Source organism: Bacillus sp. DHT2 (genome assembly GCF_026241455.1).
GTDB classification, from domain to species: domain Bacteria; phylum Bacillota; class Bacilli; order Bacillales; family Bacillaceae_G; genus Bacillus_A; species Bacillus_A pseudomycoides.
Genome location: NZ_JAPHWH010000001.1, coordinates 377,314 through 393,043 on the forward strand (window position 1 = coordinate 377,314; position 15,730 = coordinate 393,043).

Annotated in this window: 17 protein-coding genes; 11 read left to right on the forward strand and 6 right to left on the reverse strand. The window is 33.7% G+C overall.

What is annotated here, in order from left to right:
- Positions 1–197 precede the first annotated feature (197 nt).
- Positions 198–2,171: a tetracycline resistance ribosomal protection protein gene (gene tet / locus ORL93_RS02135; RefSeq protein ID WP_265958549.1), complete on the reverse strand. Its 1,974-nt coding sequence runs from the start codon at positions 2,169–2,171 to the stop codon at positions 198–200.
- Between the two features lie 515 nt (positions 2,172–2,686).
- Here tet and ORL93_RS02140 point away from each other — a divergent pair.
- The 3 genes from ORL93_RS02140 to ORL93_RS02150 are packed head-to-tail and all read left to right on the forward strand — an operon-like array spanning position 2,687 to position 4,116.
- On the forward strand, positions 2,687–3,115 hold the full coding sequence (locus tag ORL93_RS02140; protein ID WP_003198290.1) for a MarR family winged helix-turn-helix transcriptional regulator: 429 nt from the start codon (positions 2,687–2,689) through the stop codon (positions 3,113–3,115).
- A gap of 30 nt (positions 3,116–3,145) precedes the next feature.
- A complete protein-coding gene (locus tag ORL93_RS02145) occupies positions 3,146–3,784 on the forward strand; it encodes a nitroreductase family protein (RefSeq protein WP_097795507.1) in 639 nt (212 codons plus the stop codon).
- A gap of 38 nt (positions 3,785–3,822) precedes the next feature.
- Positions 3,823–4,116: a putative quinol monooxygenase gene (locus ORL93_RS02150; protein WP_097795508.1), complete on the forward strand. Its 294-nt coding sequence runs from the start codon at positions 3,823–3,825 to the stop codon at positions 4,114–4,116.
- Positions 4,117–4,163: 47 nt separating this feature from the next.
- Here ORL93_RS02150 and ORL93_RS02155 read toward each other — a convergent pair whose 3' ends face one another.
- Genes ORL93_RS02155 through ORL93_RS02165 form a run of 3 tightly spaced genes read right to left on the reverse strand, consistent with a single transcriptional unit; the run spans position 4,164 to position 7,382 of the window.
- On the reverse strand, positions 4,164–5,267 hold the full coding sequence (locus ORL93_RS02155) for a DUF4018 domain-containing protein (protein ID WP_097795509.1): 1,104 nt from the start codon (positions 5,265–5,267) through the stop codon (positions 4,164–4,166).
- Complete coding sequence (locus ORL93_RS02160) at positions 5,239–6,405, reverse strand: DUF58 domain-containing protein (protein WP_097795510.1); 1,167 nt, start codon at positions 6,403–6,405, stop codon at positions 5,239–5,241. Before ORL93_RS02160 ends, ORL93_RS02155 begins: the two co-directional genes overlap by 29 nt.
- Complete coding sequence (locus tag ORL93_RS02165) at positions 6,402–7,382, reverse strand: AAA family ATPase (RefSeq protein WP_255262445.1); 981 nt, start codon at positions 7,380–7,382, stop codon at positions 6,402–6,404. The genes ORL93_RS02160 and ORL93_RS02165 overlap by 4 nt, the downstream gene beginning before the upstream one ends.
- Before the next feature lie 161 nt (positions 7,383–7,543).
- On the opposite strand from ORL93_RS02165, the gene ORL93_RS02170 reads away from it, so the two are divergent.
- From ORL93_RS02170 to ORL93_RS02180, 3 genes are all read left to right on the forward strand, one after another.
- Positions 7,544–7,861, forward strand: coding sequence for a PadR family transcriptional regulator (locus ORL93_RS02170; RefSeq protein WP_018780735.1), 318 nt, complete (start codon positions 7,544–7,546; stop codon positions 7,859–7,861).
- 7 nt (positions 7,862–7,868) lie between these two features.
- Positions 7,869–8,405 carry a DUF2812 domain-containing protein gene (locus ORL93_RS02175; protein ID WP_265958553.1) on the forward strand — a complete coding sequence of 179 codons (537 nt, stop codon included), beginning with the start codon at positions 7,869–7,871 and terminating at the stop codon, positions 8,403–8,405.
- Between the two features lie 384 nt (positions 8,406–8,789).
- A complete protein-coding gene (locus ORL93_RS02180) occupies positions 8,790–10,175 on the forward strand; it encodes a VWA domain-containing protein (RefSeq protein ID WP_097795513.1) in 1,386 nt (461 codons plus the stop codon).
- Positions 10,176–10,253: 78 nt separating this feature from the next.
- Here the strand turns inward: ORL93_RS02180 and ORL93_RS02185 are convergent, their stop codons facing one another.
- Positions 10,254–10,499, reverse strand: a complete 246-nt coding sequence (locus ORL93_RS02185) for a hypothetical protein (RefSeq protein WP_003198313.1) — start codon at positions 10,497–10,499, stop codon at positions 10,254–10,256.
- 336 nt (positions 10,500–10,835) lie between these two features.
- Between ORL93_RS02185 and ORL93_RS02190 the strand changes: the two genes are divergently transcribed.
- From ORL93_RS02190 to ORL93_RS02200, 3 genes are read left to right on the forward strand one after another with little or no spacing between them, the layout of a single operon-like run.
- The gene (locus ORL93_RS02190; RefSeq protein ID WP_097795514.1) at positions 10,836–11,219 is read left to right on the forward strand and encodes a VOC family protein; all 384 of its coding nucleotides are present in this window, start codon (positions 10,836–10,838) and stop codon (positions 11,217–11,219) included.
- A gap of 14 nt (positions 11,220–11,233) precedes the next feature.
- Complete coding sequence (locus ORL93_RS02195; protein ID WP_097795515.1) at positions 11,234–11,776, forward strand: GNAT family N-acetyltransferase; 543 nt, start codon at positions 11,234–11,236, stop codon at positions 11,774–11,776.
- A complete protein-coding gene (locus ORL93_RS02200) occupies positions 11,776–12,357 on the forward strand; it encodes a kinase (RefSeq protein ID WP_097795516.1) in 582 nt (193 codons plus the stop codon). Before ORL93_RS02195 ends, ORL93_RS02200 begins: the two co-directional genes overlap by 1 nt.
- Before the next feature lie 86 nt (positions 12,358–12,443).
- Here ORL93_RS02200 and ORL93_RS02205 read toward each other — a convergent pair whose 3' ends face one another.
- Positions 12,444–13,034: a hypothetical protein gene (locus ORL93_RS02205; RefSeq protein ID WP_097795517.1), complete on the reverse strand. Its 591-nt coding sequence runs from the start codon at positions 13,032–13,034 to the stop codon at positions 12,444–12,446.
- Positions 13,035–13,310: 276 nt separating this feature from the next.
- Here ORL93_RS02205 and ORL93_RS02210 point away from each other — a divergent pair, with 276 nt between their 5' ends.
- Positions 13,311–14,354: an ArsR/SmtB family transcription factor gene (locus tag ORL93_RS02210; protein WP_097795518.1), complete on the forward strand. Its 1,044-nt coding sequence runs from the start codon at positions 13,311–13,313 to the stop codon at positions 14,352–14,354.
- A 97-nt stretch (positions 14,355–14,451) separates the two neighbouring features.
- Complete coding sequence (locus ORL93_RS02215) at positions 14,452–15,669, forward strand: MFS transporter (RefSeq protein WP_097795519.1); 1,218 nt, start codon at positions 14,452–14,454, stop codon at positions 15,667–15,669.
- Positions 15,670–15,730 lie beyond the last annotated feature (61 nt).

The following is a 15,730-nucleotide window of genomic DNA, read 5'->3' on the forward strand; positions in this document are numbered from 1 at the left end:
AAAGCGAAGAAGTTAGGTGGGAGATGAACTGTCCGTAAAAGCCCGATTGGTTCAACTAATAATCAGTGGGGGATGGAGACCCCTCACTGATTAAAGTTTCACTTTATATGCTCAAGTTGATAAATTTGTTTTCTTTTAACAAATTAGTATAAAAGGAGGTTGATTATGGGAACAACAGAGCATGCTAGTATCTTCACTTAATAAGCACGAAGCACATGTAGTAAATAATCTTTTCGATTCAGTGGATTATAATCTACTCGTTTTCGCGACGGGAAATTTGATTCGATTTTACTATATCCGCAAGGTCTAGCGATAAAAACACCTTCGCCTTCAGTGAAAGAATGTAGGCCGCGCTTAAAATTTTCCGTTTTGGCCATAGGCAGAGTTCCTGTTAAATAAAAGGAATTGTTATGCAGTACAGGGTCTTTAAAAGTAGCGTGTATTGCCGATAATTTATACATTGCTGTGCTAATTGAATTTGTTGGTACTGTTAATTCAAATTCATTTACTGGTTCGTATACATTTGTTCCAGCTTGCTTTAAAGCATCCACCAAGACAAGAGGTGTTAGTTTTCTAAAATCACCAGCTGTCGTTACGGGACTTGCATAACCGGTATGGGTTAATGTTACGGCAATGTCAGTGACTTCCCATCCATATAAGCCTTGTTTTAACGTTTGGAATACAGTGTCTTCAATGGCTTTATGAAATGCTAAAGGCAATGAGCCAAGCTCGACTTCTAAGTTATAAGTGATACCAGAACCTGGTGCACTAGGCTTCATGTGAAAACCAATTGTTGCATAGAAAGGGTTATTCTTTTCACCCATTATTTCTAGTGCATTTCCGATTCCAATTGGTTTTTCTATACATACAATTCTTGTGTCTGAGAAAGAAACATTTAAATTATATTTTTCCTGTAAAGTTGTTTCAATCACTTCTTTTTGAACTTCACCAAAAAGCCGAATATAGATTTCATTGTGAATATCATCTTTCACTACTTTTATAAGTGGATCTTCTTCTGAGAGTTCTACGAGTGCTTGATATAGGTTGTGATTTTCCCCTTTTGGCCGTGCTTCAATTGCAGCTTCCATTTGAGGTTCTGCAAAGTGAATATCTTTCATTTTATCTGACCATTCACCGATCACGTCACCGATTCTAATGTCGCTAAGCCCCCATACTTTACAAAACTCTCCCGTTCCAGCAGTAGGGGATTGAATAGCACTTCCATTATGAAATATATGAAGCTTTTTGATTTTTTCTTTGTGTGAAAGGGTCTTTAAGTCACTTTGTTTTCGATTAATATCAACATATTTTCTTACGTGTAAACAGCCTGAGAATATTCGTACGTAAGCAATTTTTTCCCCGGTAAGTTCTCTTTCGATTTTAAAAATAATCCCAGATAAAGGTGTATTTATATCATTGTCACAATTATTTTTGGGAATCATTACTGAGATACCTTCGAGTAATTCAGTGATTCCTATTCCAGTCATTGCCGAACCGAAAAAGATTGGATATACAGTTGCATGCTGAATTTGATCCCATAATTCATTTCTTAAAGTGGCTGTAGTTAATACTTCGCCATTTACATAGGATTCAAGTAACGATTCATTATGTGTTGCTAGAAGTTCAATATATTCATCATATACATCAGCATGTACTTCATTTTGAATCATACATGCATCTTTTGTCCCTTCATTTTTCACTTTATATAATGGAAGTACTTGATTGGTAAGCATTTCCCGTATTTGTTGGATCACTTTAGTAGTTTGGGCACCACTCCGATCAATTTTATTGACGAATAGTATGGTCGGAATGCGCAGTTTCTGCAGAGTTCTCATTAAAATTTTGGTTTGTGCCTGAATGCCCTCAACTGCAGATATAACTAAAACGGCTCCATCTAGAACACGAAAAGATCGCTCCACTTCAGCAATAAAATCCGCATGGCCGGGTGTGTCAATTACATTTACCTTCAGATCATTTATAAAAAATGAAACGACAGATGCTTTAATTGTAATACCACGTTGCTTTTCTAACTCCATCGAATCCGTTTGTGTGCTTCCTTTATCTACTTGACCGATTTCCTGAATCACATTAGTTTCATAAAGAATACGCTCAGTCAAACTCGTCTTTCCAGCGTCTACATGCGCTACAATCCCTATATTTATTGTTTTCATGTATTAAAATCCTCATTTCGTTTTTCATGTTCATTTCCTCATTTCTTTTCGTAATAAATTGCCGCATTACAATCACTCTCCAGTCTTTCATGATATTTCTATTATAGGGAAATTTTCCTTATTTGTAATCTGGTGAAATACTTAATTTTGGAAAAATGGCAAGGTAAGATTACTAATGAGGTTGATATTAAAGTTTCACTTCTTATATACATGCGATTTATCATAATTACACATTTTTAAATGATTTGTGCACGAATACACGAATGAATGAAATGAACCATCACGTGTAATTGCAGAACAGGTGGGAATATTGTTAGAGAGAAATTTATAATTTAATCGGAATGAATAAAACCTCTTTGTAAAAGGAAAGAGGTTTTATTTTTTTATGTAGGCAAAAAATAAATAAGTGAAAAACAAAATGGTTGCATTTAAAATTTTAATCGGGTATATTATTTGATGTATCAATTATTGATATGTCAAATAATTATGTGTTGCCTTTGCAAAGGAGGGATAATTTGACAAATTCATGTTCAAAGGAAGCGATTATTTTATATAAATTACACTTTCTTAATAAAGAAGTGAGTTCAAAGTTTGAAGGTTGTACAGGTATGAGTCAATCTAGGCTTGAGCTTATACTTCAGTTATATGAAGTAGATGAAATTAGTCAAAAAGCACTTCAAAAAGAAGTGAATATTGATAATGCTGCGATTACAAGGCATTTAAAACAGCTTGAAGCAAATGGAATGATTACACGACGTAAAAATCCAGATGATAACAGGATTACTTTAGTCTCTCTTACGAAAGATGGACGAAATAAAATTCATGCCTTTCAAGAAGAGAAAGAGCGTTTTGCAGCTTCAGCGCTAAAAGGTTTAAGTGAAGAAGAGCGAGATAACCTTTTAAATATGTTAAATCGCATTGAAGCAAATATTCAGGAAATCTAAATATAAAATTGAAAAAGGGAGATTACATCTATGAATAACGTAACGAAAATCAATGATTTTACAGAAATTTTAACAGGACGTCGTTCAATTCGCAAATACGACCCAGCTGTGAAAATTAGTAAAGAAGAAATGACAGAAATTCTGACTGAAGCAACACTTGCACCATCTTCAGTAAATATGCAGCCTTGGCGTTTTCTTGTAATCGATAGTGAAGAAGGAAAAGCAACGCTTGCACCTCTTGCGAAATTCAATCAACTTCAAGTAGAAACATCTTCAGCAATGATCGCTGTATTTGGTGATTTACAAAACTTTGATAATGCAGAAGAGATTTATGGCACAGCGGTTGAACGTGGGCTTATGCCAGCTGAAGTGAAACAAGCTCAAATGCAAAAGCTTTCTGCGTATTTCTCTTCAGTTTCACCAGAAGTAATGAAGGATACAGTATTAATTGATGGTGGCCTTGCATCAATGCAATTTATGCTGGCAGCTCGCGCTCATGGATATGACACATGTCCAATTGGTGGTTTTGAGAAGGACAAAATTGCAGAAGCTTTCGGATTAGATAAAGACCGTTATGTACCAGTTATGTTGATTTCAATTGGAAAAGCAGCTGATAGTGGATACAAATCAGTTCGTCTGCCGATTGATAAAATTGCTCAGTGGAAGTAATTTTATAAAGATACGTAGAATATGAGAGGGGAAGCACTATGATTATCATTCACGCAGTATTTCAAGTGGATCCAGCAAAACAACAAGCATTTTTAGAAGAAATTCAACCGTTGATTCATGGTTCAAGAGAAGAAAGTGGAAACGTATCATATGATTTATATAAAGATACTGAAAAAGAAAATGTATATACAATGGTAGAAGTTTGGCAAGATGCAGAAGCGGTTGCTAGCCACAATACGAGTGAACATTTTACTTCTTTTGTTAGTAAAGCAAATCAATTTTTGACAGCACCATTAGATATTAAGGTTTATGATGGGCAACGATTAAAATAAGAAACACCTCCTCGATTACTCTAAAATAGAGCCCTCGAGGGGGGATTTTATTTTTTCTTTTTCAATGTTTTTTGATAGGCATAGAGCTTATTTACTTCTTCTTTAAACTGCCTAAAAAGTTCATTATTTTCTTGATTCGCGTAGCGTACTGTATTGTACGCTTTTATAATTGTGTCAACCTGAATAGAGACATCTTCTTCTGTCTGAATTCGCTCCATCCACGCGTCAACCGTTTCACCACGCTTCCGATTTAATGGTGGTGTTAATTTTTTTTCTAGTTTGAAAATTTCTTTGCGAACTTCATTTTTTGGTGGTTTATTGTATCGTATTGGTTTTTGGTTTGTTCCTTCTTTATCTGTAATCAAAATAGATTCGAAAATAGGGATATTAGGTAATTTAAAATACTCGCGCTTTTTATATACTTTCCAAATGATATAAAATGCGATACAAGTGATAATGATAATTGTAATACTATTTACAATTATTGGGTCAAATTCTTTTGGACTACCTTCTTCAATTTGTGGTTTATTTATATGTCCCTTATTATTCCAAAAATCATCTGTATCTTTTAATTCAGCTGCTGAGAACAGTGGGCTTAAAGCAAAACCAAACCCTAAAGCGATTTTTTCAACAATATAAGATAAAATCAGACGAATATACGGAAATATTGGGATAAGCAAAGCGCTGATGATTCCAATAGTAATGATAGAAATAAAGCGTACTAGTTGTTGGTTTCGATTTGCTCCAGTCAGCCAAAAGGTTAGTAGAATATGTAATACTAGTAACATCAACTTCCATAAAGGCGGAAATGGAGGATAAAATAACGCTGAAACTACAAACCATACAATAGCACCAATTGATTTTTGGACTGGAGAACCGAACTCTGTTGCATGTACGATAAAAAAGAATAGCGGTAAAAGTATTGTACCTAAAACAGAAAACGATAGAAAAATAGCGCAGCCAATAATTTGAAGGATTAAGAGTATGATTAATCCTATATTTTTCTTTTTTATAAATGCATTTAAAGCAAATAATGCTACGTAACTAACCGATAAAAATATCACTATACTTATCATTTCATCTCTTTCCGTAAGTAGAGAAAGAAGCAGAAGGAGAATGAAATCATGAACGTATTGTAGTAGCATTTTCAAATGGTTCCACCATCCCTTCATGATGAATGAGAAAAGTAGGCTGCATTGTGAGAGGTACATGTTCCTTAGGAATACCGAGATAAATCATTGTGGAAGAACGCTCTCTTTTTCGCATTATATAGTGAAGAAATCCTTGCTGTGGTAGTAACGTACTGTCATCTGAAACACGAGCTAGCTCTTCTAATGCTTTCGCATAGTGTATATGCCCCTCATTTACTGGTAAATGTATAGGGCCCCCCTCTACTAAAACACTAATAAATAATTCAAACGGAATTTGATGTTTTGTTGCGTATTGACAAATATATGTTGCAAAAGATATGAGATCTTCAATATTATGTTTCCAGCCGATTCCTCGTTCGGCAGCTAACGAAAGGCAAATTGTCCAGCTATAATTTTTAACAGGTTCATATCGTTTTGCTTGTAAACTTTGCATTTTTGCAGATGCCTTCCAATGGATGGAGCGAAAAGATTCACGTTCGTATTGCTTTACGCCAATAATTGATGTTTCATCTTGGAAAAAGGAAAAGTTTGTTTTATAAGATCCCGTTAATAATTGTTGAATTTCTTGTAAACCAGCTACCTTTTTGGGAGTAGGGTAAACGATAATTTCCATTTTTAATTTATCTAAAATTGGTAAATGTACAGATATGATTTGAAATGGATCTCCAAGAACACATTCAAATTGTTCAATTTGAAACACTCCTCGTTTTGTAGCTGTTAATGTTAACTCCCAATTTTGCTGTGAATGAGCAGGTTGGGAAAATGGAAAAGAAAACAATGTCTTTGATATTTTTGTCATCCCTTGGTCCGTATGTGGAAGTAAGAATGGGTTTAAATGAAAATAACATGCACCATTGACAAGTGGTAATTTAGCTCTATTCTTCAAACGGATATGTAATGTACCGGTCTCATTTGGAAAAAGACGAGTGGTTTGCTTATCATTTATTATTTGGAACCGGTTCTCAATATAAGTGACATATCGATAAATAAAAAATGCAAACAAATAATAAAAGAAAAATAGAAACATGAAAAATCGTTGCGGTAGCACAAATGTAAATAGTGAAGCGATTGGAATAGTTAATTGAATAATATGAGTTTGAAAAAATAAAGGAACAGTTACAACGCGTTGTCCATTCATGATTGCTCAATCTCCACAGGAACGTCTACGTCAGTTAAAATACTTTCAATTAACTTCTGTTTTGTTGTTCGCAGCGCACCCTCCATTGATAAAATGAGACGATGTTTCCATACGTAAGGAAGTAAGAGTTGTATATCTTCAGGCGTACAGTATTCACGACCATGTAAAAAGGCCAATGCTTGTATCGCCCTGACTAAGGCAAGTGTTGCACGCGGGCTGACACCGTTGGCGATATAATCATGATTTCGTGTAGCGTTGGCTAGTTGAATGATATAGTGCTCTAACGATTCAGATACGTATATTTCTTTTGCTTTTTGTTGTACTTGTAAAATTTCTTCTAAATTTATAACGGGGCGAATGGCATCTAAAGGCTTGTTATTTCGAAAACGGCGCATCATTTTTAGTTCATCTTCTGGAGAAGGATAGCCAATTGAAATGGTCATTAAAAAACGATCTAGCTGTGCATCCGGAAGAGGAAAAGTCCCTTGTGATTCAATTGGATTTTGCGTTGCAATAACAAAGAAAGGTTTAGGAAGAGGCGTGGACTGTTTTTCGAGAGTTACTTGGCGCTCTTCCATTGCTTCTAATAAACTAGATTGTGTTCTAGGCATAGCCCGATTTATTTCATCTGCTAACAATATATTTGTCATGACTGGTCCAAATCTTAATTCAAATTCACTCGTTTTAGGATTGAAATATTCAATGCCTGTCACGTCACTCGGAAGTACATCGGGAGTGAATTGAACACGAGAAAATCCGCCGCCAATACTTTTTGCAATTGTTTTAGCGAGTAATGTCTTTCCAGTACCAGGTACATCCTCAAGCAATACATGACCATCCGCAAGTAATGAAACAAGGAGTAAATCAACCACGTTTTCTTTTCCGACAAAAACAGAACTTATATTTTCTTTTAATTTATTTATCATATGTATCATCCTTTCAAAAAGTAGACAAGTGTATTTGTTATATTTTAACAAATTTTTCTGAAAATTAATAATATTTTTATATAGAATAAATATAAAATTTCAAAAAACAGATTCGTTTTTAGCTGTATTTATTTGGAATACGATATACAATATCGATATACGATGTATCGTGAGGCGATATATCATATATCGATGTATCGGAGGTAGTTATAATGAGTGTGAAAGCGCAGAAATATATTCCATTAACAGAGGCGACGTATTACATTTTGTTGTCATTAGTAAAGCCTCTGCATGGTTATGGGATTATGCAAATGGTGGAAGAAATGACGAATGGAGAAGTAAAACTCGGACCTGGTACGTTATATGGGAACACGACAAAGTTATTGAAAGAAAAACTAATTGTGGAAGTAGCATCTACAGATAGAAAGAAATGTTATGTGTTAACCCCATTTGGTAGAGAAGTGTTAGAACTTGAATTTAAAAGGTTACAACGTTCTGTTCAAAATGGGGAAAATATTCTAGGGGAGTGAAGACAGTATGGAGATTAAGAAGACATTCAAATTTTTTGCGGCGTGGAACCTAGAAAAAGAAGAGGCGTATTTAAGAAAAATGCACCAAAAGGGCTGGGCATTCCAAAACTACAATTTTATGTACACATTTAAGAAAACAGAGCCGAAGGATGTTGTTTATAAAGCCGATTTCAAACTAGATAATCGAAACTCACAAATGAATCAAAAAGAATACATTGAAATATATGAGATGTCTGGCTGGAAGCATGTAACAAGTTTTAAGAAATGGCACTATTTTTCTAAAGAAGTAACAGATGATGATGAATTACCGGATATTTATTCTAAGAAAGAAACAAAGATTGAAAAACTTATGGATTTAACGAGATTTTTTGCACTTATCTTTGTCATTATGATACCGGGGATGTATTTGAATCTCTTAGGACCTTCAGAATCTAATAGTCCTATTTGGATGAAAATTATGATGGGGTTTTTCGGATGCATGTATGTGTATATATTTGTAAGGCTATTTTGGAAGATAAGAAAATTAAAAAAAGAGGTTTTGTGAAGGACTCGGTTCTAAAACAATAGTACAGTTGCATCTCACTGAGCGTTACTTTGAACAGTTCCTGACGATTGTATATGACCATAGGATCCATTTATCCATCCATGCTACTACATATAATAATTGATTTGCTTGTACTCGTTCGATTAGTTGTATTAAAAGGGGAAGTAATTTTACAGTGAGTTGAAAGAATAGATGAAGAATAAAATTAAAAACGTTACTTGGAAAACAAGTGGCGTTTTTTATTGGTTTCAGAAAGAGTTGTAAGGAAATTTTATAGGAGTATATGTAATTTTTTTGTTTATTTTTCAGAAAGATAAGATTATTCTGTTATAATCATTCGTAAATGGGATTAATTGTATATGGATATAGTTAGGGGGAAGAAATGTGCAAAGGGTATATAAACTGACATTGATATGTATCATTTTTATCTTTTGTAATGCTTGTGGTACACAAACAGAAACAACGAAAACAGAGAACAAGAATGTAAGCCAGAAAGAAAGTAAGAAAATAGATAATGAAAAACAGGTTGTTCATTCTATTCCTGTTACATTTGAAGAAATGACGAAATATCCGAATGGAAAATATAACGGGAAGTATAAAGTGGGGTTATTGGACATATCGAAAGAATCGGAACCGATTATGAAAGAGGTAGCTCATGATACGGAAGAGAATGTAAAATCTGCCGATTTGAAGAATAAATCTAATAGTGAGCAAGCGGACTTATATGTACATACGATGTATAGCTTGTTAAAACAGGAGATTATACCATTTGATAAAATGCCATTACAAATTTTAGAAATAGGCAGAGTTGAGGATGAAGAAAAGAAAAGCAATGGAACAAAGGGAGAGCAAAAAAATAAAGAGGACAGGGGAAACTATAATATTGAAATACTATTAGATGCTAGTGGGAGTATGGCTGGTAAAATCGATGGAAAAATGAAGATGGATATTGCAAAAGAGGCAATTCAGCAATTTGTTTCTGATTTACCAGAGGCTGTTAATGTTTCGTTACGAGTATATGGACATAAAGGATCAAATGATGAGAAGGATAAAACGGCTTCATGCGGAGCAATTGAAAATGTATATACTTTACAAAAGTATAATCAAACAACGTTCCGTCAATCATTAGATGGGTTTCAGCCGGTAGGGTGGACACCGCTCGCTGAAGCAATTAAAAGATCTACAGAAACGTTCCAATCTGCAAAAGCAAATGATAAAAATATAATGTATGTTGTAAGTGATGGAGTGGAAACATGTGGAGGAAATCCAGTTGAAGAGGCTCAGAAAGTTTCGAATTCAAACATAAAACCTATTATGAATATTATTGGATTTCAAGTAGATCATGAAGCAGAAAAACAATTAAAAGAGATCGCGGAAGTAAGTAAGGGGAAATACGTAGTAGCAAATAATGCAAAAGAGTTACAAGATCAGTTTAAAGAAACAGGAAAAGATATTACGAGTCGTAGATTAAAGGCTGGTGGAGCTCAAGTAGATTTAAATATGGCTAGCGTCAGTGATAAAATGAAACTTGATGAATATGAACGGAAAACGAAAGAAAATATAAGAAGCGTTCAGATTGCTATGAAGCATACGGTTACAATTCTACATAAAGACGAAAAAATGAGTCAACAACTAGCTGATGAAATAGAGAAAAAGATAAACGATTTAACCGAGAAGCAAGAGAAACAAGTGGAAATGGCATATAGTCAATTCCAAGAAAAAATAAAAAAGCATTATGAAGAGATGAGTAGGTCGATTAAAAGCGAGTAATTGATAGATAATCCAAAAGGTAATGAGAGATTTTATGTTACCTTTTGGATTAGGAAATATGAATCAAGTTTCCAAGTGTTAGAATGATTGGTTTTGCGCAGGTTTAATAAATTGTTCTGGGTTCTCAACAAGCCCGCATACTGCACATTGGACACGATAGGAAGGTCCTTGATATGCCATATGAAAAGCATTCATTGTTTCGTTCGTATATTCTTCTTCAATTTGACCAGTTTGTGGATTTAATTTTACTGGTTTTATTTGCTGCTCAAGAATATTAAAGCGAGTGCGATTTGTTTTACAACTTGGGCAAAGCATTGGTTCCATATGTATACACCTCCATTTTTAGCATCTCTTTATATGAAGAAATTTATTCAAAAGCAAAAGTTATTGATGTACAAGCAATTATATTTAACCATCCCTGTAAAAAAAAGTTTCTCAACATAAATCGTTGATTATTATATTTAAAATTCAGAAAAGATAAAATATAATAAAAGTATGAACTGGTTATGTCCAAACCAATCTCCTGTTTTATGCCAATATGTTTGAGACCGAGAAATCGGTCTTCTTTTTTTTGTTTATAATTATGAATACTGTCATATAAACAAGGTTTTCTACGTCCTTTGTCGAATTTTTAGAAGAGAATTTGAAAGGGGGATTACAATGAACTTAAAAATGAAATATGTCATTTTATATGTGGAGCGATATGAAGAATGTCTTCGGTTTTATAAAGATCTTTTATGCTTACCGATAAAAGGCGAACATGGTACATACATTGAGTTTGATACCGGAGCAACAATTTTAGCGATGAATAGCAGAGAGAACGTACGGGAGTTAACGGGATTATCAATTCCAAAGGGTGAATCAGAATCCTCTAATTTTGAAATTGGATTTGTTGTGGAGGATGTTAACGAAACGATTTCGGGATTAAGAGAACAAGGTGTAAAAGTATTGGTGGAGCCAATCACGAAACCATGGGGACAAACGATTGCTTATGTGTCAGACCCAGATGGTAATTACATCGAAATTTGCAGCTCATTAGAGTAGAGGGAGAAAAGGGAATGGGGTTTCCAACTTTAGAAACAGAGCGTTTAAAATTACGGGAATTAACATTATTAGATGCTGAAACAATGTTTTATTATTTTGAAAAGGAATCTGTTATTCGTTATTTTGGGATGGAGTCTTTTCAAAATATGGAACAAGTGAAAAATACGATTCAAACTTTTAGAAAAAGGTATGAAGAGGGAAATGTTTTACGCTGGGGGATAGAGCTAAAAGGAACAAATCAATTAATTGGTACATTTGGATTTCATTTAATCAATCCAAATCATAAGAGAGCCGAAATTGGCTATGAATTAGATGATACGTATTGGGGAAAAGGGTATGCATCTGAGGCTTTACAGGCAATTCTTACATATGGATTTGAAACACTACAGCTAATAAGGATTGCAGCAGTTGTGTATACAGAAAATGAGGCTTCACATCGATTACTGAAAAGAGCTGGTTTTCAGGAAGAAGGATTACTTCGAAAATATATGATTCAAAATGGTGTAGCTCATGATACTGTAATCTATTCATTATTAGAAGAAGAGTGGAAAAGATAATGAATTCAAACGAATTAGTAAAAGTGATTGCTGAAAATACAAGTAATCGTTTTATTCTAGGTATAGATGGTCTGAGTCGTTCGGGAAAAACAACATTAGTCAAGCAGCTAGAAGACGAATTGAAACAAAAAGATATTCCATTTCATATTTTTCATATTGATGATCATATTGTGGAGCGTAGCAAGCGCTATAATACGAAACATGAAGAATGGTATGAGTATTATCAACTACAATGGGATGTTGAATGGTTGCAACAGCATTTGTTTCATAAATTAAGAATGGCAAATCAGCTAACCATTCCGTTCTATGATCATCAAACGGATTTCTGTGAAATGAGAGAGCTAATCATACCTAATCCTTGTGTGATCGTAATTGAAGGAATATTTCTTCAGCGTAAAGAGTGGCGAGAATACTTTGATTACATGGTGTATTTGGATTGCCCAAGGGAACAAAGGTTTCTTCGTGAAAATGAAGAAACACAAAAGAATCTCCTAAAGTTTGAACATAGATATTGGAAAGCGGAAGATTTTTATTTAAAAACGGAATTTCCGAAGCAAAATGCTAATTTAGTTATAAAATGAATGTTCCTACCCATTCATAGATAATTATAATTGTTAAAAAGCTAGCAAAATGCTAGCTTTTTGTATTTCTAATATTTGTATCATTTTTAATACGACGTGACATAATACCAATTTTTCTCGATTTTTGTGATTTCTTTATATTCGCTATTAAAATCATTTTTGTTTGGTTTTATATCATTTGGTGTGTAAATAAACCCTGAAAAGTTATCTAATATACCACGATAAGTAAAAAAGAAAACTAAGGTACCATTTTTATTATGCTGTATAAGTACATCTCCACCGCCTTTTGAAGTAGCTGCAAATCGTTCAGGTAAATGAATTTGGCTACTATCATGATTAATATTAGGAGCTAACTCTTTGCGATTTATAAGTTCTACAACTTCTTTACGGTTTTCTTTGTAGAATATAAAATCTAGTTTGAGATAGATTAGTGTAAATGGTGTACATAGCCAAATAACTATTATCGTTATTTGAATAATAAAAGGTTTCCAACTTTTATATTTGATAACATGTATAATCGTAAGGATTAACATTACGAAAAACCATCCGTGAATTGCTATTGATAAAAACGGCATAGCAAATGGTGTAAGAAATTCTACTAAATACCATTGAAAAAAATGATAGAAAATAAGAATGAGACCACTTGTTATTGTAATTTTTGTTAAGTTTTTATTCATATTCTGTATGTCCTTTCCATCCTGAAAAACATATCATTTTAGTGGGAATGTTCCGGATTATTGTATTTCTATTATATTATAAATTAAATATGTAGTGCAACAAAGGATAGATAAGGCATAAATGTTTTTTCCTTATCTATCCTTTTCTTGGTTTTATATAATGAGCAATATGTTAATTTACGAGTCTTTTTTGAAAAGTTTAAAATTCTAAAAATATGAAAGGATAAATTCGATATTTATAGAATTTAAAATAATAACAAAATAAGGAGGGATACAATGGAAGTATTGAATTTGACAAGTAGAAAAAAGGAGACATATGACGTTCAAATCAAGTATTCATTACTGTTTGAGTGTGCGCTCGGGATTGCGGCGATCACTCATAAAAGGCTGATTGATACGTTAGAAAAATCTCAAAGTGAGTGGGAGGAGATAAGACAATCATTATCAGCGGAAATGATAGAGCAGTTACATTTCGTGGAGAAACATAACACGTGGAAAGCCTTGTTACAACTATTATATCAAGAAGATTTTACGAATTTACCTGAGTTTATCCAGTATGTAACCACGTTATCAGAAGAAGATTTAAAGTATATATGCATTCCATTTGTCGGCTATACATATCAAGAAAAAAGAAGGAAGGCAGCAAATGGAGAGATGAAAGCAGTTCAGGACTTAAAAGAGTTAACAAGTAGCAATCCATTTTTTCCTGCTTATATTGATTTCATCTGTAAAGCGGATATAAAAATGCTTAAAGAGCATTTCATTGCAGTGATGACAGGCTGGTATGAAGCTATTATTGAACAGGAAGCAGAAAAGCTATCACTTATACTAAAACAAGACTATGAAACGAAATGTAAAATGAACGAAAAGATGAAGGCCGAAGAATTTGTTGAATGGGCAACAGGCGGTGTTACCTATTCTCCAGAGCCAAGTGTACATCATGTTCTTCTTATTCCACAATACACGTATCGACCTTGGAATATCGAAGCAGATATAGAAGATACAAAAATATTTCATTATCCAATCGCAAATGAAAGTATACATCCAGAAGATCCATATCAGCCAAGTTATTTTTTAGTTCATAAACATAAGGCTTTAAGTGATGAAGCAAGATTGAGAATTGTAAAATTGTTATTTGAAAAAGATCGTACATTGCAGGAGATAACGGAACAATTAAATCTTGGGAAGTCAACAATTCATCATCATTTGAAAATTTTAAGATCTGCGAAGTTAGTTGATATTCAAGATGCAAAGTATATTTTGAAAAAGAAAGCACTAGAGGCTATATCGAAAGAGTTGGAATTCTATTTAAATCATTAATTATAAATTTGTACATCCAAAGGTAAAAGATAAAATAATTTTACTTTTATAGAATATACACAATAGGAGGAGAACTAAAAATAAAAGTTGGTGCAAAATGGGGAGAAATATTTTAAAAAATCGATCGTTTTTCTTTATGTGGATTGGTAGCGCGATTTCTGAATTAGGCGGTGCATTTGGTACCCTATGTAATTCCATTCTTATTTATCAATTAACGGGCTCGAAAATGGCCTTAGGAAGTATGTGGCTACTTTACTTTATCCCATCGCTTCTTTTACAGCTTGTCATTGGTCCTTTCATTGATAAGTGGAGCCGGAAATGGATTATGTTTGTATCTCAGTGGACACGTGGGCTAGCTTTTTTACTCCCTCTATGTATGATAATCATTGGAAATATAGAAACATGGCATATTTTTGTTGTACAAATAATCGTGGGGCTTATCACCCCATTCTATGTACCAGCCAATCAAGCGATTACACCAATAATTGTATCAAGGGAAGAGCTACAAACAGCGAACGCTTATATTGATGGTATGGTTCGTCTTATGATGTTTTTAGCCCCTGTATTAGGGGGAATTGTTATTGAGTTTATAGGCGTAAAGCTAACTTTATTTTTCGTTTGTTTATTTCTATTTATAAGTGGTACTTTACTGTTATTTATACAGGAACATAGAGTAGCTCAAACAATTCGTAAAAGTTGGCTAAAACAATCTATTGAGGGATTCACCTATTATTTTAAACAACCCATTATCGTTTGGTTAGGTGTTTTTCTCACATTTGTTCAATTTGGAGTCGGTGTAACGATGGTTATCAACCTTCCATATATAATAGATGAGCTTTCGGCAAGTTATGCTGATTATGGATATTTTATGGCAGGTTTTCCCCTTGGATATGTAATTGGCTCTATACTTGTTGGGAAAGTTCAGTATCATAGTCGACGTCTTCTCATGCTTGGGGCGCTATTGGTAGGAGGAATCACATATATTTCACTAGGCCTAAATCATAGCATCATTTTAGCAGTTATGATTGAAGTTGTAGCGGGCGTATGCATGGCGTTTTTTAATGTCCATAACACGACAATATGCCAGCAAACTGTGCCAAATGATATGATGGGGAAGGTATTTTCGGTACGCTTATTTTTAATAAGGGGTGCGATGCCACTAGGTGTTTTAGTTGGAGGAGTATTGAGTGAGATATGGGGAGTAAGAACGTTATATATATTAATTGGCTCTATCATATGTGTAACTTCTTTAGCTGGAATAGTCCTTCCGTATTTTAAATTTCTCAATGAATCGATTCGAGAAAAATCAGCTTGAAACATTTTAATTGAAAATGATTATCGAAATCAATTATAATAAAACAATAATATATTTATTT